Source organism: Modestobacter sp. SYSU DS0875 (assembly GCF_054050915.1).
On record NZ_JBJHAH010000014.1, the window covers coordinates 51,253 to 71,721 of the forward strand.

Sequence of the window (20,469 nt, forward strand, 5' to 3'; positions counted from 1 at the left end):
CGCGGGTAACCGCGGGAGGGGCCGGGTAGGCCCGCAGGCAGGCCGGCAGCGCGGCTCCCGCCGCGCGCCGCCAGCTCACCGCACCCCATCGAGGAGGACCCCGCATGGCCACCGTGCCCACCATCCCCCTGAACAACGGCGTCGAGATCCCGCAGCTCGGCTTCGGCGTCTTCCAGATCAAGCCCGAGGACACCGTCGAGGCCACCCGCACTGCCCTCGAGGTCGGCTACCGGCACATCGACACCGCCGAGATGTACGGCAACGAGGCCGAGGTCGGCGAGGCCGTCCGCCAGTCCGGCATCCCGCGCGAGGAGGTCTTCGTGACCTCCAAGCTGAACAACGGCTTCCACGCCCGCGACGCCGCGCTGAAGGCGTTCGACGGGACGATGGAGGCGCTGGGCTTCGACTACCTGGACCTGTTCCTCATCCACTGGCCACTGCCGGGCATCGACGTCGACTACGTCGAGACCTGGAAGGCGATGGAGGAGATCTACCGGTCCGGCCGGGTCAAGGCCATCGGCGTCTCCAACTTCAACGCCCACCACCTGCGCCGGATGTTCGGCGAGACCGAGATCCGCCCGGTGGTGAACCAGATCGAGGTGCACCCCTACTTCGCGCAGAACGACCTGCGGGCGTTCAACGCCGACCACGAGATCCGCACCGAGGCCTGGGCGCCGATCGCGCAGGGCAAGGTCCTCGACGACCCGACCCTCATCCGGATCGGCGAGCGGTACGGGAAGAGCCCGGCGCAGGCGACGCTGCGCTGGCACCTCCAGCGCGGCGACATCGTCTTCCCGAAGTCGGTCACCCGCAGCCGGGTCGAGCAGAACTTCGACCTGTTCGACTTCGAGCTCACCGACGACGACATGCGCGAGATCGACGGCCTGGACCGCGCCGACGGCCGCAACGGCCCGAACCCGGACGACTTCAACTACATCCCCAGCTGAGCCCGTCGGGCTCCTCGCCGGCCGCCGTCCCCTTCCGGGACGGCGGCCGGCGTCGTCTCCGGGGTCGGTGCCGCCCGCAGCGCGGCTCGGACGACGGCGAGCACGGTCTCCTCCGCCACACCGTCCTCGAAGGCGACGCGGGCCAAGGCTGCGGCGGCCGCGTGCACCCGGTCCTGTCCGGCGGGCGGCCCGGCCTGGCTGAGGACGACGGTGCCGACCCGTCGCCGACTGACCACCAGTCCGGCGTCCTCCAGTTCCGTGTAGGCCCGCGCCACCGTCCCGGCCGCCACTCCCAGGTCGGCGGCCAGCGCCCGGATCGTGGGCAGCCGCGCGCCGGCGGCCAGCAGGCCGCCGCGGACGTGCCCGGCGATCTGTGCGCGGATCTGCTCGTACGGCGGCGTCGGGCTGCTGACGTCGACCGTGACGTCCAGCGTCATCTCAGGCCGCGATCGGCTCGTCGGCCGGGACGCCGGGCGCCCGGACCGTGAGGACGACGACACCGGCGAGCGCCGTGACCAGCCCCAGCACCGCCGCGATGCCGCCCGCCCAGGGGAGGGCGGCGACGGCCGTCCCCGCGTCGAGGCCGTTGGCCGAGGCGGTGGCGACAACGCCGGAGGAGGCCGAGTGCACCGCGTTCCCGCTCACCGTCAGCAGCCCCCCGGTCACGACCAGCGTGGTGGCGGCGGTCCCGCGCAGCACCCGGTGGGCAGAGGCGCGGCGCAGTGCAGCCTCGATTCGGTCGTCGGTGGTGACGACGGCGGGTCGCTGCGCGACCACCCGGAGCGCCCCGACGGTGAGGACCGTCAGCACCAGCAGCCCGAGAGCTGCGGGCCCGCCGTAGTCGAGCCCGGCGAAGGGCGAGGCCGTGCCGCGGACCATCCCGTCGGCCGCGGACACGTCGAACGACCGGCCGTCGGGGGCCGCGAGCGGCGCGCCGAGCAGCACGACGACGGCGCCGCCGAGCAGCGCCGCCGCCGTCAGTCGGACCAGCCAGCGCGGCGCGGCGTCGAGCAGTCCCCGGTGCACCAGCCGAGCCCGCCGCACGTCACCCTCCGGGCGCGGCCAGGTCAGCTCTCCGAGCAGCAGGACGGCGGTGTGGACGGTGCCGAAGGCGAGTGGGACCAGCAGCGCCCACACCCCGTTCCGATTGGGTGACTGCAGCACCCCGGGCACCGCTGCGACGATCACGGTCGTCAGGGCGGCGATCCCCGCCAGAATGACGGCTGCGGCAGCGCTGATCGACGCGTGCCGGCGGGCGGCCGCGACCGTGGTCTCCCGGCTGGGGGTTGGCCTCCGGGCGAGCCCCGCGCCACCGGCGGCGGCCAGGGCGAGCGCCAGGACGAGCACGCCGAGCAGCGGCAGGGTGGCCACGACATCCTCCACTGAGTCATTGAATCAACTGATTGACACAATGGCGGAGGAGTGACCGGTGCGCAAGCACCCTGGCCGTGCGGAGCTCAGTCGGTGGTGACGAAGTCGATGAGCTCCTCGACCCGGCCGATCAGCGTGGGCTCCAGGTCGGTCCAGACCTTCACCCGGGCCAGGATGCGCTGCGCCCACACGTAGCCGGTGTCGTCCTCCCAGCCCAGCCGCTTGCAGACGCCGGTCTTCCAGTCCTCGCCCCGGGGCACCGTCGGCCAGGCCTTGATACCGACGACGGAGGGCTTGACCGCCTGCCAGATGTCGATGAACGGGTGGCCGACGACGAGCGCGTGGTCGCCGGTGATCTGCGACGCGATCCGGGACTCCTTGGACCCGGTGACCAGGTGGTCGACGAGCACGCCCAGCCGCCGCCCCGACGACGGGCGGAACTCCTTCACGATCCCCGGCAGGTCGTCGACGCCGTGCAGCGGCTCGACGACGACGCCCTCGATCCGCAGGTCGTGGCCCCAGACCTTCTCCACCAGCTCGGCGTCGTGCTTTCCCTCGACGTAGATCCGCCCCTCGCGGGCCACCCGCGCCCGGGCGCCGACGACGTACGTCGAACCGGAGGCGCTGCGCTGCGGGCCCGAGGGCGCGTTCTGCTTGGGCCGCACCAGCACGACCGGCCGGCCGTCGACCCAGAAGCCGGGCCCGAGCGGGTAGGCGCGGACGCGGCCGAACCGGTCCTCGAGGTGGACGACGTCCTTCTCGCACCGGACGACGGCGCCGACGAACCCGCTGCTGGGGTCCTCGACGACGACGTCCTTCAGCGCCTCGACCTGCGGGGAGGGCTTCTTCTGGGTACGCGGGTGGACCAGGTTGTCGTACGGCGAACGGGGAGGCACCCCTCCATGCTGTGCGCCGCACCGCCCGGTCCGGTGGACGACACGCCCGGTCCCTGTCGGGGCACCTGACGCCCGGGCGTGTCGTCCACGAGCGCCCCGGCTGCGGCCCGCTGCCCTTTGCGATCGGCTGACCTGCGGAGACGAGGGCGAGGTGAGTGGTGTGGGGGCGGGAGCCTCCCCGCGCTCGCGCGTGTCGATCATGGGCCGGCCGTTTCCGCACGGGGTGCGTGGGCAGACCTCTCTGCGACGACACGTCCCCGAACTTGAGGAGAACGGAACCATGATCGGCACCGACACCCTCGACCGCGTGATCGGCGCAGACGTCTACGACGCCGACGGCGACAAGATCGGCACTGCTTCCGAGGTCTACCTCGACGACCAGTCCGGCAACCCGGAGTGGGTCACCGTGAAGACCGGCCTGTTCGGCACCAAGGAGTCCTTCGTCCCGATCGCGGACGCGGACCTCACCGGCGACGGGGTCCGCGTCCCGGTGAGCAAGGCCCAGGTGAAGGACGCGCCGAAGATCGACACCGACGGGCACCTCTCCCCCGAGGAGGAGCAGGAGCTCTACCGGTACTACGGCACCTCCCGTGGCGCCGCCACCGAGACCACCACCCGGACGGAGACGGCCGGCACGGCCGACACCAACCGGCACGGGACGGTCGGGCACGACACCTCCGGCCCGACCACCGACGACGCCATGACGCGCTCGGAGGAGCGCCTCAACGTCGGCACCCGGCAGGAGGAGGCCGGCCGCGCCCGGCTCCGCAAGTACGTGGTCACCGAGAACGTGACCGAGACCGTCCCCGTGTCCCACGAGGAGGTCCGGGTCGAGCGCGAGCCGATCACCGACGCCAACCGCGGCAAGGCCACCGACGGCCCGGCCATCTCCGAGGAGGAGCACGAGGTGACGTTGCACGCCGAGCGTCCGGTCGTGGACAAGGAGGCCGTGCCGGTCGAGCGCGTGCGCCTGGACACCGAGACGGTCACCGAGCAGCAGCAGGTGAGCGGCGAGGTGCGCAAGGAGCAGATCGACACCGACGGCGGGGACACCACCCGCCGCTGATCCACCCAGAGCCAGCACAGCGCCCGCCCCGGCCGTTCGGGGCGGGCGCTGTGTCGTCCGGGGGCTGGCCGTCCGGGGGTCAGCGCCCTGCGGGCAGTTCGTCGGCGGCCGGGCCGACGATCAGCGGGTCGGGGACCCCGACGACCTCGACGTCCTTGTCGGTGTAGTCGAAGCGGTGCAGCACGTGCTGCATCGCGCCGAGCCGGGCACGCTTCTTGTCGTTGCTCTTGACCACCGTCCACGGCGCGTGCTCGGTGTCGGTGTGCAGGAACATCGCCTCCTTCGCCTCGGTGTAGGCGTCCCACCGGTCCAGCGAGGCGAGGTCGGTGGGGGAGAGCTTCCACTGCCGCACCGGGTCGATCTGCCGGACGATGAACCGGCTCCGCTGCTCGCCACGGGTCACCGAGAACCAGAACTTGACCAGGTGGATGCCGGACTCGACGAGCATCCGCTCGAACTCCGGGGCCTGGCGCATGAACAGCCGGTACTCCTCGGGCGTGCAGTAGCCCATCACCCGCTCGACGCCGGCCCGGTTGTACCAGGAGCGGTCGAACAGCACGATCTCCCCGGCGGCGGGCAGGTGCTGCACGTAGCGCTGGAAGTACCACTGCGACTGCTCGCGCTCGGACGGCTTGTCCAGCGCCACCACCCGGGCGCCCCGGGGGTTCAGGTGCTCGGTGAACCGCTTGATGGTGCCGCCCTTGCCGGCGGCGTCCCGGCCCTCGAACACGACGACCATCTTCTGGCCGGTCTCCTTCACCCAGCCCTGCAGCTTCAGCATCTCGATCTGCAGCAGGCGCTTGCGGATCTCGTACTCGCGGCGGTGCAGCCGCTCGTCGTACGGGAAGGCCTCGCGCCAGGTGTCGACCCGGTTGCCCTCTGGGTCGAAGAGCTCACGGTCGTCGTCCCAGTCCTCGTCGCTGTTGGTGTCGGGAAGGGCGTTGAGCCGCCACTGCGACAGGTCGAGCACGGATGAGGGTGCCGGTCGGATGTCCATGTCCCGATCCTCACCCGAACTGCCTCGGTGGTTCCACGTGGAACGGCCGGTCTCGTTCACCGGGACAGCGCAGCGGCGGCCCGGACCTGCCGCAGGTGCTCGATGAGCGCGTCGCCGACCCGGCCCCAGGTGCGGCTCTCCACCGAAGGTCGCGCCCGGACGGCGGCCGCCGCAAGCGCTGCCGGGTCGTCCCGCAACCCGGCGACGATCGCGGCCAGCACCTGCGGGTCGTCGCCGGCCCACAGCCAGCCGTTCTCCCGGTGCCGCACCAGGTCCAGCGGCCCGCCGGACGCGGCGACGACCGCCGGCACCCCCGCGGCCAGCGCCTCCTGCACCGCCTGGCAGAACGTCTCGTCCGCCCCCGGGTGCACGAACAGGTCCAGCGAGGCGACGACGGCGCCGAGGTCCGCCCCACCCAGCTGGCCGAGGAACCGGGCCCGCGGCATCGCCCTGGTCAGCGCCCGCCGCTGCGGACCGTCGCCGACCACGACCAGCCGCACCCCGGGCAGCTCGCTGACCGGGCCGAGCAGGTCCAGCCGCTTCTCCAGTGCCAGGCGGGCCACCACGCCCACCAGCAGCTCGCCGCCGGGCGCCAGCTCGGCGCGCAGCGCGCGGTCGCGCCGGGTCGGGCAGAACTGCTCCAGGTCCACCCCCCGCGGCCAGAGCGCCACCGGGCCGATCCCGTGCCGCCGCAGCTCCGCCGCCGTCGGCGAGGAGGGGGCGAGCGTTAGGTCGGCGGTGCCGTGCACGGTGCGCAGGAAGCGCCAGGCGGCGGCCGGTCCGCCCGGCAGCCGGTAGCGCTGGGCGAAGGCGGCGAGATCGGTCTGGAACACCGCCACGGACGGCACGCCCAGGCTGCGGGCGGCGCGGGCCGCGGCCAGGCCGAGCACGGCCGGGGACGCGAGGTGGACGACGTCCGGCGCCAGGCGGCGCAGGACCGCGGTGAGGTCGCCGGTGGGGCGGGCCAGCTGCAGCTGCCGGTACCTCGGCAGGCGCATCGCCGGCACGGTGACCACCTGCACCCGGGCGCCGCAGCGGGACTCGTAGTCGGCCCCCGACGGCGCCAGCACCACCGGGTCGTGCCCCCGCACGGCGAGGTGGTCGACCAGCCGCAGGACCGAGTTCACCACCCCGTTGACGGCCGGGAGGAAGGTCTCGGCGACCACCAGGACGCGCATCCCCGGCGCGCCGGGCACGGCCACGGTGGTCGGGTCGGCGGGCACCGCCTCACGCAGCACGGGAGGCTTCCCGGGGCGCCGGCACGACCTGCCGGACGGGGACCCGCAGCCGGCGCGGGTGCGCGGCGACGACCGGTGCGCGTGACTCGGTGACCGCGGCGACGGCGTACTCCGCCAGCGCGGCCAGCTCCCGGCGGCCCGCCCCCGCCGGGTCCAGCGCCGGCAGCAGGTGCACCTCCACGACCAGGCCCCGCGCGGCGACCACCCGGGCCACGCTGCGCCACAGCGGCTCGTCGGCCAGGTAGCCGGCGAGCGCGGTGGCCTCCCCGCCGGCCAGCCGGTACCGGACGGCGACCGGGCACACCGGGGCGGCGGCGTCGACCGCGGCCTGGAAGAAGGCGGGGCGGAACCGTTCCAGCTCCACCCCGCAGGACGTCGTCCCCTCCGGGTGGACCGTCACCGTCGTGCCGGCGCGCAGCGCCGCGGCGGCCTGCGCCACGGCGCCCGGCAGGGTGCGGATCCGGGCGCGGTCGAGCAGCACCAGGCCGGCCCGGCGGGCCAGCCCACCCACGAGCGGCCACTCGCCCACCTCGCGCTTGGCCACCGGCAGACCGGGGACGACGGTGAGCATCGCCAGGTCGTCCACCCAGGACACGTGGTTGCTGACCACCAGGTGCCCGGGGCCGTGCCCGGGACCGGTGCGGGGCCAGCCGACCGGGGACGGGTGCACCTCGACACGGACGCCGACGGCGGTCAGCACCCGGGCCGCAGCGCAGACGAGGATGCGGCGGCGGCCGCGGGCGCTGACCGCCGGTGCGCGCAGCGACGCCGCTCCCGCGCCGGCGAGCGCACCGGCCAGCCGCAGCCAGCGGCGGCGCCGGGTGGCCGGGTCCACGGTGGCGGCCGGGTCACCGGCGCAGGCCGACGTGCAGGTGCTGACCGGCAGCCAGACGCTCACCGGGCACCTCCGGTGAGGCGGTCGAGCACCGGGCGGGGGACGGCGGCGAGGTCGAGCAGCACGTAGAAGTCCGCCGTCCCGAAGGCGGGGTCCCAGGCCGGCCGCCCGCAGACCCGCGCGCCCAGCTTCAGGTAGGCGCGCAGCAGCGGCGGGACCACCAGCCGGGCCGGCCGGGGCGGGGACTCGACGTCGAAGGGCAGGTGCGGCACGACCCGCAGGTGGGCGGGGGACAGGTGCCGGTCGCGGACCAGGTCCCACACCCCCGCGGCGGTCTCGCCGCCGTCGGACAGTGACACGGAGGCGCAGCCCGCCAGGTGGGTCGCGCCCCGGTCGAGCACGTACCGGGCGACGCCGGCCCACAGCCGGGTGATCACGGCGCCGCTGCGGTGGGCGGGGTGCACGCAGCTGCGGCCGGCCTCGACCAGTCCGGGGCGCAGCGGGGCGTGCCGGTCGAGGTCGAACTCGCCGGCGGAGTAGCTGCGGCCCGCGGCGGCGGCGCTCTCGGGCGGCAGCAGCCGGTAGGTGCCGACCACCTCGCCGGTCCGCTCGTCGCGGACCAGCAGGTGGTCGCAGAGCTCGTCCCACTCGTCGACGTCCCGGCCGGTGGCGGCGCCCGCCGGGCCCAGCTGGGCGCCGCCTTCCACGGCGAACACCTCGTGCCGCAGGCGCTGGACGGCGACGAGGTCGGCGGCGTCGGTGGCCAGCGTGGTCGTGTAGGTGGTGGTCGTGGACCGGAGCGCGGGGAGTGGGGGGAGCGTGGTCGGGGTGGGGGTCACGGGGACACCTCGGGTGCCGGGAGGCCCCTGGGCGGGGCCCGGACGCCGCCAGGTTCAGCGGGCGAGGTGTCCGTCGAGTGGCCGCGGCCTGGCGCGTCCCCGTCGGGACGGCAAATCCCGGCCGGGGAGTCACCCGGCCGGGGGACGCATCAGTCCCGGGCGGGCCCCGCCGACCCGGCGGGGTACTCCCGCAGCGGCACCTCGCCGGCGGCCCACGCGGCGAGGATCGGCTCGACGATCCGCCACGACTCCTCGGCCTCCACGTCGCTGATGGACAGCGTCGCGTCGCCGGCGGCCATCTCCCGGAGCAGCAGGCCGTAGGCCGACAGCGGGTTCGGTGACAGCCCGATGTCCAGGGCGTGGCGCTCCAGGTCGAACGGGTCGTCGGCGCCGTTGAGGTTGATCTCCACGGTGATGTGGTCGGGGTCGAAGCGCATCCGCAGCACGTCGGGCTGCGGCTGCTCGTGCGCGAAGGCCAGGTGCGGCACCGGCTTGAACCAGACCGCGATCTCCTGCCGGCCCTCGCCCAGCGCCTTGCCGGTACGCAGCCGGAACGGCACCCCGGCCCACCGCCAGTTGTCGATGGTGACCGTGTACTCGGCGTAGGTCTCGGTCTCCCGAGCGGGGTCGACCCCGTCCTCGCTGGTGTAGTCGGGCAGCTCGCGACCGGCGACGGTGCCGGCGGTGTAGCGGGCCCGCACGGTGTCCCGGGCCATGTCGGCCGGGGGGCGCACCGCCCGCAGCACGTCGGCCTTGCGGGCGGACAGGCTGGGGCCGTCGACCGCCAGCGGCGGCTCCATCGCGATCAGCGCCAGCTGCTGCAGCAGGTGGTTCTGCAGCATGTCCCGCAGCGCGCCGGCGGTGTCGTAGTAGCCCGCCCGCCCCTCCAGGCCCAGCGTCTCGTCGAAGACGATCTCGACCCGCTCGACGTGCCCGGCGTTCCAGACCGGCTCGAACAGCCGGTTGGCGAAGCGCAGACCCAGGATGTTCAGCACCGTCTGCATCGCCAGGAAGTGGTCGGTGCGGAAGACGCGGTCCTCGGGCACCAGCCGGTGCAGCACGGCGTTCAGCTCGCGGGCGTCGGCCTGGTCCCGGCCGAAGGGCTTCTCGACGCCGATGGAGGTGCCCTCGGGCAGGTCGACCTCGGTGAGCGCCTGCAGGGTGGGGAGGAAGACGGTGTTGGGCAGGGCCAGGTACACGACCGGGCGGCCCTCGGCCCGGTCCAGCGCCCTGCGCAGGTCGGCGGGCTCGGTGACGTCGCCCTGCTGGTACCCCAGCCGGGCGACCAGCCGGTCCCGGGTCTCCTCCGGCACGTGCCCGGCGTGCTCGGCCAGCCGTTCCCGGGCCCAGTCGCGGTACTCGTCGTCGGACCACTCGGCCCGGCCGACCGCGAGCAGGTCGATCTCGCCGTCGAAGCCCTCGCCGTCGGCGGCGTCGAACAGCTCGGCCAGCCCGGGCAGGAGCAGCCGGCCGGTCAGGTCGCCCCGGCCGCCCAGCACCACGAAGGTCACACGCATGCAGGCGACCTGCCCACCGGGCGGCGTCCTGAACCCCCGCGGTCCTACCCGGTGACCGCGTCGAGCCGGGCGGGGACGGTGGTGAGGAGGAGCTGCTCCCCGGGGCCGGCGGTGCGCACCGCCCCGTCGGCCGTCCAGACCCCGCTGTCGCCGTCGGCGTCGTGGGCACCGCTGGGCCGGGCGTGGTTGGCGAACGCGACGGTGATCCCGTACCGGGTGGCGGCCGCGCCGGCGCGAGCGGCGTCGGTGGCCCAGCCGTCCGTCGAGGCCAGGACGCCCAGCACCCACGCGTCCGCCGTCGTCCCTGCCTCGCGGGCCTGCCCGGTGTCGCCGAGGTCGGCGCAGATCCCGAGCGCCAGCCGCCGGTGCGCCACCTCCAGCACGACCGGCTGCCGACCGGACTGGAAGACCTCCTGCTCCGGTCCGAACAGCCGGCGCTTGCCGTAGCCGGTGACCGGCCTGTCCGGGGCGATGACCAGGGCGCCGAGCAACCGCGCGCCGTCCTCCCGCAGAGGTGCGCCGACCACCGCGGTCAGCCCGGCCCGGGCGCAGGCGGCACGCAGCGGCGCCAGCCGGGCGTCGTCGGGGGTGAACCAGAGGTCGGCCCGGTCGGCGACGAGGTCCAGCTCGTAGCCGGTCAGCGACAGCTCGGGGAAGACCACCAGCTGCGCACCGGCTGCCCCGGCCTCGGCGATCCGGTCCTCGTGCGCGACGAGGTTCGCGGCGACGTCCCCGGGGCGGCTGGCGGTCTGGGCGAGGGCGAGCAGCACAGGGGGATCGTGCCAGCCCGACCTGGTCACCGGGCCCGGCGGACCGCCAGCAGCAGGCCCTTGCCGACCGGGGCGACGGTCGAGGTGAGGCGTGGGTCGGCCTCGATCCGGCCACGGACGTCGGCGACCTGGTCGGGGTGGGAGAGCACGTTGTCGATGGCGAGCAGGCCACCGGCGCGCAGCACCCGCACCGGGTGGGGCCACCAGTCCGCGTACCGCGAGCGTTCGGCGTCCAGGAACACCACGTCCTGGCCGCCGTCGGGCAGCCGGCGCAGCACGTCGCCGCCGTCGGCGCAGCGGAGCTCGACGTGCTCCGCCAGGCCGACCCGGGCCAGGTTGGCGGCGGCCGCCTGCTGCCCGACGGCATCGACGTCCACGGAGAGGACCGTGCCGTCGTGCTCCTGCACCGCGCGGGCGAGCCACAGCGTGGAGAAGCCGTTGGAGGTGCCGATCTCCAGCACCCGCCCGGCGCCCATCGCCTGGACGACCACCGCCAGCAGCGCCGCCGCGTCCGGGCTGAGGTTGCGCGGTCGCTTCGCGGGGTTCGCCCGGTCGGCGTCGAGGCGGGCGCCCTCCTCGTGCAGCGCGCGGACGACGTCGTCGAACTCCTCGGTCATGACGACCGTCCTACCCGGTCGCCGTCACGCCGGTCTCGGCGCCCCTGCCCAGGGCGACGACGCGGTCGGCCCAGACGGCGAGCAGGTCCTCGTCGTGGCTGATCGCCAGCACGCCGAGCCGTCCGGCCGCGACCTCGGCCCGCACGACGCCGACCAGCGCGGCCGCCGTCGACGCGTCGAGCATCGCGGTCATCTCGTCGCACACCAGGTACCGCGGCCGGGCGGCGAGCGCGCGGGCCAGGCACGCCCGCTGCAGCTGCCCGTCGCTGACCTCGTGCGGCCGCCGCGCCAGCAGGTCGGCCGTCAGGCCCACCCGCTCGGCGAGCTCTGCGGTGCGCGCCGCGCGGGCGGCCGCCCCGCGCCGGCCGGCGGTGGGCAGGCCGCGCAGCCGCAGCGGCTCGGCGATCACGTCGCGCAGCCGCAACCGGGCGTCCACCGACCGGCGCGGTGACTGGAACACCATGCCGACGGCGGTGCGCAGCTCGGGCGGCCGGGCGTACCGGACCCCGCCGGCCGGCACCCCGTCGACGGCCACCGTGCCCTGCTGCGGGGCGAGCAGCAGCGCGGCGACCCGGGCCAGGGTCGTCTTGCCGGTGCCGCTCGGCCCGGCCAGCCCGACCACCTCGCCGCGTGCCACGTGCAGGTCGACGCCGCGCAGCACCGGCCGGTCCGGTTCGTGGCCGGCGGTGACGCCGGTGAGGGTCAGCACCGGACACCCGCCGGGGGCCGGCAGCGGCTGGTCCGCGCGCCGGCCACGTGCACCTGGTCGCCGCCGTCGCAGGCCCCGCTGTCCGGCCGGCGGGCGTGCCAGGCGCAGCCGGGCGGCAGGTCGGTGAGCGTCGGCGCGGTACCGGGGATCGGGACCAGCCCGCCGGCGGGCAGCGCGCCGAGCAGCGCCCGGCTGTAGTCGTGCGCCGGGTCGCCGAGCACCGCTGCGGCCGGGCCGGTCTCGACCAGCCGGCCGGCGTACATGACGGCGACGTCGTCCACCAGCTCCGGGGAGCGCTGCAGCGCCCCGAGGTCGTGGGTGATGAGCAGGACGGCGGTGCCCCGGTCGGCCACCGACCGGAGCAGGCGCAGCGTGCGGTCGACCAGCGGCCGGTCCAGCCCGGCGGTCGGCTCGTCGGCCAGCACGACGTCGGGGTCGCCGGCCAGCGCGAGCGCCACGACCACCCGCTGCGCCATGCCACCGGACAGCTCGTGCGGGTACCGGTCCAGGTCGGCCGGGTCGAGCCCGACCCGGGTGGCCAGCGCGTCGGCGCGGTGCCGCCGGTCGGCGTCCGGGGTCAGCTCGGCGACGGTCTCCTCCAGCTGCGACCGCACGGTGCGCACCGGGGTGAGCGCGGTCGCCGCGCTCTGCGGCACGAGCGCCACCCGGCGCCCCCTGATGCTGCGGCGCAGCGCCCGCGCCGGGGCGCTGAGCACGTCGACCTCCCCGGCCAGCACCGCCGCGCCGCTGACCTCCGTGCCGGGCGGCAGCAGCCGCAGCAGCGCCGCGGCCAGCACCGACTTGCCGCAGCCGCTCTCCCCGACCAGGGCCAGCACCCGGCCGGGGACGAGGTCGAAGGAGACGTCGGTGGCCGCGTGCACGGCGGCCCGTCCGCGGCGCCCCGTGGGGAACCGGACGGTGAGCCCGGAGACGGCGAGCGCCGGCGCGGTCACAGCCGGGCTCCGGCCCGCTCGGGCAGCGCGGTGCGGTCGCGCAGCGCCGACCCCACGGCGGCGACGGCGAGGGTGGCGAGCACCAGGCCGAGCGCGGGGAACACCAGCGTCCACCAGCCGCCGAGCAGCAGCGAGCTGCGGGCCTCCTGGAGCAGGGTGCCCAGGCTGGCGGCGTGCGGGGGGAGGCCCAGCCCGAGGAAGCTCAGCGTCGACTCGTGCCACACGGCGTGCGGCAGCAGCAGCACGGCGGCGACCAGCGCCTGGGGGGCTGCTGCGGGCAGCAGGTGCCGCTGCACCACCCGCCAGCGGGTCGCGCCGCCCAGCAGCGCGGCGTCCACGTGCTCCCGGTCGCGCAGCGACAGCACCTCCGCGCGGACGATCCGGGCCACCTGGGTCCAGTGGGTGAGCGCGATCGAGGCGATGATCGCCACCAGGCTGCCCCGGAACAGCGCGACCAGCACGATGCCCAGCAGCAGGTGCGGCACGGCGTTGACCGCGTCGACGGCCCGCATGGTCAGCCGGTCGACCCAGCCCCCGGCGGCGGCGGAGAGCGCGCCGACCAGCGCGCCGATCAGCACCGAGAGCACCGCGCAGACGACGGCGATGAGCAGCGAGATCCGCAGCCCGGCGGCGGTGCGGACGAACAGGTCCCGCCCGGCCGAGTCGGTGCCGAACAGGTGCGCCCAGGACGGCGCCTGCCGGGCGGTGGCGAAGTCAGTCACCCGGTCGTCGACACCGGCGACCCACGGCACCAGCAGGGCGTAGCCGGCCAGCAGCGCGATCACGGCCAGCCCGGTGAGCAGGCGGCGGTCAGCCATCGGCGGCCACCCGCGGGTCGAGCAGCACGTAGGCGGCGTCGGCGAGGAGCGAGCCGAGCAGCACCGCCGCGGTCGTGAGCAGGGTCAGCACCGCCAGCAGCGGGAAGTCCAACTGGACGGCGGAGGTGACCACCGCCTGCGCCACGCCCGGCCAGCTGAAGACCTCCTCGACCAGCACGGCGCCGACCACCAGCTCGGGCAGCCGGGCGCCGAGCAGGGTGACGAACGGCAGCAGCGCGGTCGGCAGGGCGTGCGCGGCGACCACGGTGTGCTCGGCCAGCCCACGGGCCCGGGCGGCGACGACGGCGTCGTCGGCGAGCGCGGCGAGCACCGACTGGCGCACGTTGAGCAGCAGCCAGGGCAGCTGGGAGGCGGCCAGCACGGCGGCGGGCAGCACCAGGTGCCGGGCCACCTGGCCGGTGGAGAGCTCGGCGCCGGCGTCGGTCAGGCCGGCGACCGGCAGCCAGGACAGGCCGATGGCGAACAGGGCCACCGCGCCCAGCGCCACGACGAACGGCGGCACCGCCTGCAGCAGCAGGCAGACCGGGGTGACCACCCGGTCGACCCAGCCGCCGCGCCGGGCCGCGCTCCACGTGCCCAGCACCAGGGCGGCGACGACGGCGAGGCCGAGCGCGACGGTGACCAGCAGCAGCGTCCAGGGCAGCCGCTCGGCGAGCACGTCGGCGACCGGCTGGCCGAAGGACCGGGAGGTGCCGAGGTCTCCGGTGAGCAGCCCGCCGACCCAGTCGCCGTACTGCTGCCACCAGGGCCGGCCGGTGCCCAGCTCCTCGGCGATCCGGGCCTGCGCCTCCTCGCTGGCGGTCAGGTACCGGTCGCCGAGGTAGCCGACCAGCGGGTCGAACGGGGAGGCGGCGGCGAGGGCGAAGACGCCGCCGGAGACGACGGCGAGCACCGGCAGGACGAACAGCAGCCGGCGGCGGGCCAGCCGCCCTGCCGCCTGCCAGCGCGCCCGCCGGGGCCGCCGCCTCCGGGCCGGAGCCGGGGCCGCCTCGGTCGTGCGGGTGGGGAGGAGCTCGGTCAGGGTCACCCGTCGCGCCGCCAGTCCCGCAGGTTCCACCACGGGCCCCAGCTGACGCCGTGGGAGTGCGGCTCCAGCACCGGCTCGGTGCCGGTCCAGCCGCCGTCCCGCACCACGTAGACGTGCTCGAGGAAGACCAGCACGACCGCGGGTGGGTCGGCGACCAGCTGGCGCTGCACCTCGCGGTACGCGTCCACCCGGACGGTGTCGTCGGTGCTGCGGCGGGCCTCGTCGAGCGCGGCGTCGACGGTGGGGTTGCGGTAGTCGGCCGGGTTGTCGAACGGCCCGCCCACGCCGTCGGCGGTGAAGGAGGAGTGCAGCGCGTTGTAGAGCTGGGTGTCCGGGTCGTAGGGGACGTCGCCGCCGCCGAGCAGCGAGGCGTCGACCGGGATGCGGGGCCGGAACTGCGGCCGGTCCACCGCCTCCAGGTTGACCTCCACGCCGACCTCGAGGGCGTCGGAGGCGAAGGCCTGGGCGAGGTCGCGGCGCAGCGTCTCCTCCGGGAAGTACATGACGGTGAACTCCGCCCGCTGCCCGTCGCGCACCCGGACGCCGTCCGGCCCGGGCGCCCAGCCGGCCTCGTCGAGGACGCGCCGGGCCTCCTCCGGGTCGTGCTGGAACACCGCCGAGGGCTCGGCGTACTCGCCGAACACGGCCGGCACGAAGGTGGAGGCCGCCTCGCCGTGGCCGCCGAGCACCGACTCGACGACGGCGTCCCGGTCGACGGCGAGGTTGAGCGCCTGCCGTACGGCCGGGTCGCCGGTGACCGGGTTGCCGGCCGGCAACGACACCGCGCGCCAGTCGGCCGAGGGGTGGCCGACCACGGTGAGGCCGTCCTCGTCGGCGAGGGTGTCGGCCAGCAGCGGGGGCAGCGTCGTCCCGTCGAACTCCCCGGAGGCCATGCGCTGGGCGCGGGTGTTGTCGTCGGGCACGTAGACCACGACCAGCTCGTCGACCTCGGGGGCGCCGTCCCAGTGGTCGGGGTTGGCGCGGAAGACCGTCCGGTCGCCGCGCCGCTCGGTGAGCACGAACGGGCCGGTGCCGACCGGGGCGGTGTTCAGCTCCGACTCCTCGGCCGGGCCGGGGGTGGCCAGCGTCTCGGCCGGGGCGATGCCCAGCAGCAGCTTCGTCGGGAAGGGCACGTAGGAGTAGGCCAGCCGGAAGACGACGGTCTGCGGGTCGACCGCCTCGACGCTCTCCACCATCGCGTAGTTGCTGGCGATCGGGGAGGCCGACGCCGGGTCGAGCACGGCCTGGTAGGTGGCGACGACGTCCTCGGCGTCGAACGCCGTCCCGTCGGAGAAGGTCACGCCCTCGCGGAGCGGGACGGTCCACTCGGTGGCGTCGTCGTTGCCCTGTGGCAGCTCGGTGGCCAGCGCCGGCTCCAGCGCGGGGATGCCCTCCCCGCCACCGGCGAGGCGGACCAGGCCGTCGTAGACGCGGGAGTACCCGGTCTCGCCGTGCCCGGCGACCGGGTTGAACGACTCGGGCTCGTAGGCGTCGGCCAGGACCAGCCGGTTGCTGCCCGCAGCGGCTGCGGTGTCATCGCCGCTGCCGGGGGCGGTGCAACCGGTCAGCACGACGGCGGTGAGGAGGACGAGCGGGACGCGGGGGGACAACGAGACTCCGTTCACGGGCGGCAGGGCTTGCTGCGAACAGCTCGCAAGAACGTAGCTGTTGCGAAGAGGTCGCAACAAACCGGTGGGCATCGCCTGGGTGAACAGTGGCCGCCCGCGCCTCGGGGCACGGCGAGACCGTCAGGGCAGGGCGACGCCGTCCAGGTAGCGCCAGGCGCCGTCCTCCCGGACGAACCGGCTGGCCTCGTGCTGGCTGCCGGCCGCCCCGCCGACGACGTAGGAGGCCCGGAACTCCACCGTCCCCTCGGCGGCCAGCAGGGCGCCGCCGGTGGTGCGGAGCACCTCCAGGCCGGTCCAGCGGACCTCTGGGTCGAGCGCGAGGGTGCGCGGGCGGGTGCTGGAGTGCCAGGTGGCCAGCAGGTACGCCGGGTCGCCGACGGCGAAGGCGCTGTACCGGGAGCGCATCAGCTGCTCGGCGGTCGCCGGGGTGGCGGTGCCCTCCTGTCGCAAGTCGTCGTGCAGCCGGCCGCAGCACTCGGCGTAGGGCAGGCCGGAGCCGCACGGGCAGGGTCGGGGAGCCACGGCCCGAGTCTCCCGGACCCCGCCTCAGTGGCGCCGGGGCAGACCGTCCGGCCGGGCGTGGCCGAGGACGTTCAGCACGTGGCCGTCGGGGTCCCTGGTGAAGAAGCGGCGCACGCCCCAGGGTTCGTCGGTCAGCGGGTGCGCGATCTCGGCCCCCGCGGCGACCGCCGCCGCATGGGCGGCGTCGACGTCGTCGACCTCGACGGACACCGCGGGCAGGACCGGCGCCGTGGCCTCACCGGTCAGCAGGCTCAGCTGGGTGCCCGGCGTCCCGGGGCTGGCCAGGGTGGCGATCCAGTCGTGGTCCATGACCACCTCCAGCCCCAGGACGTCCCGGTAGAACGCCACGGCTGCGGGCATGCCCCGGGTTAGGAGGTCGGCCACGACCCGCTGGACGGTCATGGCGTCAGCGTCCGGCGCTGCCGTCGACCACGTCGTGAACGAATCGGCGCAGGTACTTGGCGACGCCTGGTAGCTCCTCTACCTTGTGTCGCATGACAGCCGACGCCGACCGGCAGGCGCAGCTGCTGCGGGGTGCCCTGGACGTCTGCCTGCTCGCGCTGCTCGCGGAGCAGCCGACCCACGCGTACGACCTGGTGGTCCGCCTGGAGCAGCGGGGCCTGCGGGACGTCGGCTACGGGACGATCTACCCCCTGGTCGGCCGGCTGCGGCGTCTCGGGCTGCTCGACGAGCGCGCCGAGCCGAGCCCCGCGGGCCCCGCGCGCAAGGTCTTTAGCCTCTCGGTCGCGGGGCGGGCCGCGCTGTCCGAGTGGGTCGGGCAGTGGCTCGCCACCACGTCCGCCGTCCGCGGGCTGCTGGCGTCAGCAGGGGCACTGCCCAGCTACGAGGAGGAGCGAGCATGACGCCGTCCGGAGGATCATCGCGGAACCCCGAGCTCAGGGCCGTGGAGCGGGAGTGGCGCCGGATGCGGCTCCCGCGCGCCGCGCGGCGCGAACTGCTCGACGAGGTGGGTGCCGACCTCACCGCTGCCGCGGCCGACGGCGTCACCCCGGCTGAGCTGCTGGGGCCCGACCGTGCCCGGTTCGCCCGGGAGGCCGCGCAGGCCCGGGGCTTCCCGCCGGCCCCGGCGGCCTGGTGTCGCACCGTGTTCGGCGGCGTGCTCGGCGCCGCGGTCGCCCTGGTCGTCGGCTACGTCGTGGTGGTCGTGCTCGCCCCGCCGCTGCTGGCCTCGGTGGTCCAGCTCGACGGCAGCTACCCGACGGCGGGCCCGGTGCTGGCCTACGTGCTCATGGGGCTGGTGTGCCTGGCCGGCACCCTGGTCGCGCTGGCGACGGTGCTCCGCGACCGGGAGGCGGCCAGGGCGACGGTGACCCGGGCCGCCGTCCTGCTGCCCGTCGTGGGCGGGATCGGCCTGCTGGCGGCGATGCGGCTCGGCGCCGACCAGGACCTGACTCCCGGGCTCGTCGTCGCGCGGGTGCTGGTGGTGCTGGCCGCCGTCGTCGCCGCGATCGCCGGTGCCCGCTGGTGGGCGTTGCGCGGAGTTGACCGGGCGGAGCCGCGGCGCCGGGCGACCATGCGGTGACGCCGATCAGGTGGGCGTTCGGTGGCGACCTCCTGCGGTGCGCCGGCCTCGCCGCACGTCGTCCACTCGGCCCACAGGCGGCGCCGGCCCGTCCCGGCGCCGCCTGTGGATCAGGGGCGCGCCGGGTCCTCCGGTGCCACCGTCTGCGCCAGCTCGGCCATCGGCAGGTACACCCGCCCGCCCTCGTCGCGGAACTGGGCGGACTTCTCCGCCATCCCGGCCCGGAGCGCCTCGGCGTCGTCCAGCCCCTTCTGCGCGGCGTAGGCGCGCACGTCCTGGCTGATCCGCATCGAGCAGAAGTGCGGCCCGCACATGGAGCAGAAGTGCGCCGTCTTCGCCGCCGGCGCCGGCAACGTCTCGTCGTGCATCTCGCGGGCCGTGGTCGGGTCGAGGGAGAGGTTGAACTGGTCCTCCCAGCGGAACTCGAACCGGGCGTCGGAGAGGGCGTCGTCCCAGGCCTGGGCGCCGGGGTGCCCCTTGGCCAGGTCGGCGGCGTGCGCGGCGATCTTGTAGGTGATGACGCCGTCCTTGACGTCGTCCCGGTCCGGCAGGCCGAGGTGCTCCTTGGGTGTGACGTAGCAGAGCATCGCCGTCCCGTACCAGCCGATCATCGCCGCGCCGATGGCGCTGGTGATGTGGTCGTAGCCGGGTGCGACGTCGGTGGTCAGCGGGCCCAAGGTGTAGAACGGCGCCTCGTCGCAGACCTCCAGCTGGAGGTCCATGTTCTCCTTGATCTTGTGCATCGGGACGTGTCCCGGCCCCTCGACCATCACCTGCACGTCGTGCTCCCAGGCGATCTTCGTCAGCTCGCCCAGCGTGCGCAGCTCGCTGAACTGGGCCTCGTCGTTGGCGTCGGCGATGCAGCCGGGGCGCAGCCCGTCGCCCAGGGAGAAGGTCACGTCGTAGGCGGCCATCAGCTCGCACATCTCGCGGAAGTGCGTGTAGAGGAAGTTCTCCTCGTGGTGCGCCAGGCACCAGGCCGCCATGATCGACCCGCCGCGGGAGACGATCCCGGTCTTGCGGCCGGCGGCCAGTGGCACGTACCGCAGCAGCACCCCGGCGTGCACGGTCACGTAGTCGACGCCCTGCTCGAACTGCTCGACCAGGGTGTCCCGGTAGATCTCCCAGGACAGGTCCTCGGCCTTGCCGTTCACCTTCTCCAGCGCCTGGTAGATCGGCACCGTCCCGATCGGGACGGCGCTGTTGCGGATGATCCACTCGCGGGTGGTGTGGATGTTCCGGCCGGTGGAGAGGTCCATGACCGTGTCCGCGCCCCACCGGGTCGCCCAGGTCATCTTCGCGACCTCCTCCTCGATCGAGGAGGCGACGGCGCTGTTGCCGATGTTGGCGTTGATCTTGACCAGGAGGTTGCGGCCGATCGCCATCGGCTCGGACTCCGGGTGGTTCACGTTCGCCGGCAGGACGGCGCGGCCGCGGGCGATCTCGCTGCGGACGTGCTCGACGGAGACGCCCTCGCGCAGCGCCACGAACTCCATCTCGGCGGTCACCTCGCCGCGGCGGGCGTAGGCCAGCTGGGTCACCGTGCGGCCGGGCAGCGCCCGCCGCGGCTGGTGGGTCGTGGCGAAGACGCTGTCCAGGTCGCGCCCGTCGTCGGTGCGGCGACCGTCGTCGATCGGCTGCACCGGGCGGCCCGCGTAGGTCTCGGTGTCACCGCGCTCCCCGATCCAAGCCTCGCGCAGCCGGGGCAGACCGCGGCGGACGTCGGTCGAGATGCCGGGGTCCGTGTACGGCCCGGAGGTGTCGTAGAGGACGACGCTGTCGCCGGTGGTGAGCTGCACCTCCCGCATCGGCACCCGCAGGTCCGGGCGGCTGCCGGCCAGGTGCGTCTTGCGGGAGCCGGGGAACGCGCTGTCCTGGGCCTCGGTCGGGGTGTGGACGGCAGTCATCAGGGGTTCCTCCCTACGCCGGTGCTAACCGGGTCAGGTGCGAACGGTCAGCGGCCGGTCCTGCCGCCCTCTCAGCCTCGGTTCGTGAGGCTCCCGCGGGTCGTGGTGAGCCTAGGGCTGGGCTGCTCCATGGCGCCAGCCCCCGTGGGCTCCGCGCCCCACTCGTCCCCGCGGGCGAGGGCACAATCGGCCGTATCGATGCTGGTCAACGGCTTGCGCGCTTGCTCCTTCGAACGTGATCGAATGCG

General features: G+C 75.1%; 22 protein-coding genes and 1 riboswitch. Of the genes, 4 read left to right on the plus strand and 18 right to left on the minus strand.

The features are described 5' to 3' along the window. The first annotated feature begins 104 nt into the window (after nt 1-104). The gene (locus ACI79Y_RS10700; RefSeq protein ID WP_457158462.1) at nt 105-947 is read left to right on the plus strand and encodes an aldo/keto reductase; all 843 of its coding nucleotides are present in this window, start codon (nt 105-107) and stop codon (nt 945-947) included. Here ACI79Y_RS10700 and ACI79Y_RS10705 read toward each other — a convergent pair. The 3 genes from ACI79Y_RS10705 to ACI79Y_RS10715 form a co-directional block, all read right to left on the minus strand. Continuing rightward, the gene (locus tag ACI79Y_RS10705) at nt 932-1,384 is read right to left on the minus strand and encodes a GntR family transcriptional regulator (protein ID WP_457158463.1); all 453 of its coding nucleotides are present in this window, start codon (nt 1,382-1,384) and stop codon (nt 932-934) included. The two genes, ACI79Y_RS10700 and ACI79Y_RS10705, sit on opposite strands and share 16 nt — an antisense overlap. A 1-nt stretch (nt 1,385) precedes the next feature. Continuing rightward, nucleotides 1,386-2,318 carry a hypothetical protein gene (locus tag ACI79Y_RS10710; RefSeq protein ID WP_457158464.1) on the minus strand — a complete coding sequence of 311 codons (933 nt, stop codon included), beginning with the start codon at nt 2,316-2,318 and terminating at the stop codon, nt 1,386-1,388. A gap of 86 nt (nt 2,319-2,404) precedes the next feature. Next, entirely contained in the window at nt 2,405-3,214 is an 810-nt protein-coding gene (locus ACI79Y_RS10715) for a DUF3097 domain-containing protein (protein ID WP_457158465.1), read from the minus strand. Nucleotides 3,215-3,494: 280 nt separating this feature from the next. On the opposite strand from ACI79Y_RS10715, the gene ACI79Y_RS10720 reads away from it, so the two are divergent. Further along, nucleotides 3,495-4,280: a DUF2382 domain-containing protein gene (locus ACI79Y_RS10720; RefSeq protein WP_457158466.1), complete on the plus strand. Its 786-nt coding sequence runs from the start codon at nt 3,495-3,497 to the stop codon at nt 4,278-4,280. A 79-nt stretch (nt 4,281-4,359) separates the two neighbouring features. Here ACI79Y_RS10720 and ppk2 read toward each other — a convergent pair whose 3' ends face one another. From ppk2 to ACI79Y_RS10790, 14 genes are all read right to left on the minus strand, one after another. Further along, a complete protein-coding gene (gene ppk2 / locus ACI79Y_RS10725; RefSeq protein WP_457158467.1) occupies nt 4,360-5,277 on the minus strand; it encodes a polyphosphate kinase 2 in 918 nt (305 codons plus the stop codon). 56 nt (nt 5,278-5,333) lie between these two features. Next, the gene (locus ACI79Y_RS10730) at nt 5,334-6,515 is read right to left on the minus strand and encodes a glycosyltransferase family 4 protein (protein ID WP_457158468.1); all 1,182 of its coding nucleotides are present in this window, start codon (nt 6,513-6,515) and stop codon (nt 5,334-5,336) included. Beyond that, the gene (locus ACI79Y_RS10735; protein WP_457158469.1) at nt 6,505-7,413 is read right to left on the minus strand and encodes a lysophospholipid acyltransferase family protein; all 909 of its coding nucleotides are present in this window, start codon (nt 7,411-7,413) and stop codon (nt 6,505-6,507) included. The genes ACI79Y_RS10730 and ACI79Y_RS10735 overlap by 11 nt, the downstream gene beginning before the upstream one ends. Further along, nucleotides 7,410-8,189, minus strand: a complete 780-nt coding sequence (locus tag ACI79Y_RS10740) for a GNAT family N-acetyltransferase (protein WP_457158470.1) — start codon at nt 8,187-8,189, stop codon at nt 7,410-7,412. Before ACI79Y_RS10740 ends, ACI79Y_RS10735 begins: the two co-directional genes overlap by 4 nt. Nucleotides 8,190-8,338: 149 nt before the next feature. Then, nucleotides 8,339-9,706, minus strand: a complete 1,368-nt coding sequence (locus tag ACI79Y_RS10745) for a glucose-6-phosphate dehydrogenase (RefSeq protein ID WP_457158471.1) — start codon at nt 9,704-9,706, stop codon at nt 8,339-8,341. A gap of 44 nt (nt 9,707-9,750) precedes the next feature. After that, entirely contained in the window at nt 9,751-10,476 is a 726-nt protein-coding gene (locus tag ACI79Y_RS10750) for a carbon-nitrogen hydrolase family protein (RefSeq protein WP_457158472.1), read from the minus strand. Between the two features lie 26 nt (nt 10,477-10,502). Continuing rightward, nucleotides 10,503-11,093, minus strand: a complete 591-nt coding sequence (locus tag ACI79Y_RS10755; protein ID WP_457158473.1) for an O-methyltransferase — start codon at nt 11,091-11,093, stop codon at nt 10,503-10,505. Nucleotides 11,094-11,103: 10 nt separating this feature from the next. Beyond that, nucleotides 11,104-11,802 carry an ABC transporter ATP-binding protein gene (locus ACI79Y_RS10760; protein WP_457158474.1) on the minus strand — a complete coding sequence of 233 codons (699 nt, stop codon included), beginning with the start codon at nt 11,800-11,802 and terminating at the stop codon, nt 11,104-11,106. Then, nucleotides 11,796-12,755 (minus strand): ABC transporter ATP-binding protein, encoded by a 960-nt coding sequence (locus ACI79Y_RS10765; protein ID WP_457158475.1) that lies wholly within the window; start codon nt 12,753-12,755, stop codon nt 11,796-11,798. Before ACI79Y_RS10765 ends, ACI79Y_RS10760 begins: the two co-directional genes overlap by 7 nt. Then, nucleotides 12,752-13,573 (minus strand): ABC transporter permease, encoded by an 822-nt coding sequence (locus ACI79Y_RS10770; RefSeq protein WP_457158476.1) that lies wholly within the window; start codon nt 13,571-13,573, stop codon nt 12,752-12,754. The genes ACI79Y_RS10765 and ACI79Y_RS10770 overlap by 4 nt, the downstream gene beginning before the upstream one ends. Further along, nucleotides 13,566-14,621 (minus strand): ABC transporter permease, encoded by a 1,056-nt coding sequence (locus tag ACI79Y_RS10775; RefSeq protein WP_457158477.1) that lies wholly within the window; start codon nt 14,619-14,621, stop codon nt 13,566-13,568. The genes ACI79Y_RS10770 and ACI79Y_RS10775 overlap by 8 nt, the downstream gene beginning before the upstream one ends. Next, on the minus strand, nt 14,618-16,231 hold the full coding sequence (locus ACI79Y_RS10780; protein WP_457158478.1) for an ABC transporter substrate-binding protein: 1,614 nt from the start codon (nt 16,229-16,231) through the stop codon (nt 14,618-14,620). The genes ACI79Y_RS10775 and ACI79Y_RS10780 overlap by 4 nt, the downstream gene beginning before the upstream one ends. 138 nt (nt 16,232-16,369) lie before the next feature. Next, the gene (locus ACI79Y_RS10785; RefSeq protein WP_457158479.1) at nt 16,370-16,771 is read right to left on the minus strand and encodes a YchJ family protein; all 402 of its coding nucleotides are present in this window, start codon (nt 16,769-16,771) and stop codon (nt 16,370-16,372) included. Between the two features lie 24 nt (nt 16,772-16,795). Further along, nucleotides 16,796-17,173, minus strand: coding sequence for a VOC family protein (locus tag ACI79Y_RS10790; protein ID WP_457158480.1), 378 nt, complete (start codon nt 17,171-17,173; stop codon nt 16,796-16,798). A 92-nt stretch (nt 17,174-17,265) separates the two neighbouring features. On the opposite strand from ACI79Y_RS10790, the gene ACI79Y_RS10795 reads away from it, so the two are divergent. Together ACI79Y_RS10795 and ACI79Y_RS10800 are read left to right on the plus strand one after the other, a co-directional pair. Continuing rightward, the gene (locus ACI79Y_RS10795) at nt 17,266-17,634 is read left to right on the plus strand and encodes a PadR family transcriptional regulator (RefSeq protein ID WP_457158481.1); all 369 of its coding nucleotides are present in this window, start codon (nt 17,266-17,268) and stop codon (nt 17,632-17,634) included. 62 nt (nt 17,635-17,696) lie between these two features. After that, nucleotides 17,697-18,314 carry a hypothetical protein gene (locus tag ACI79Y_RS10800; RefSeq protein ID WP_457158482.1) on the plus strand — a complete coding sequence of 206 codons (618 nt, stop codon included), beginning with the start codon at nt 17,697-17,699 and terminating at the stop codon, nt 18,312-18,314. A 110-nt stretch (nt 18,315-18,424) separates the two neighbouring features. Here the strand turns inward: ACI79Y_RS10800 and thiC are convergent, their stop codons facing one another. Next, entirely contained in the window at nt 18,425-20,221 is a 1,797-nt protein-coding gene (gene thiC, locus ACI79Y_RS10805; protein ID WP_457158483.1) for a phosphomethylpyrimidine synthase ThiC, read from the minus strand. Continuing rightward, nucleotides 20,215-20,328, minus strand: a riboswitch (TPP riboswitch). It overlaps the preceding gene by 7 nt. Nucleotides 20,329-20,469 lie beyond the last annotated feature (141 nt).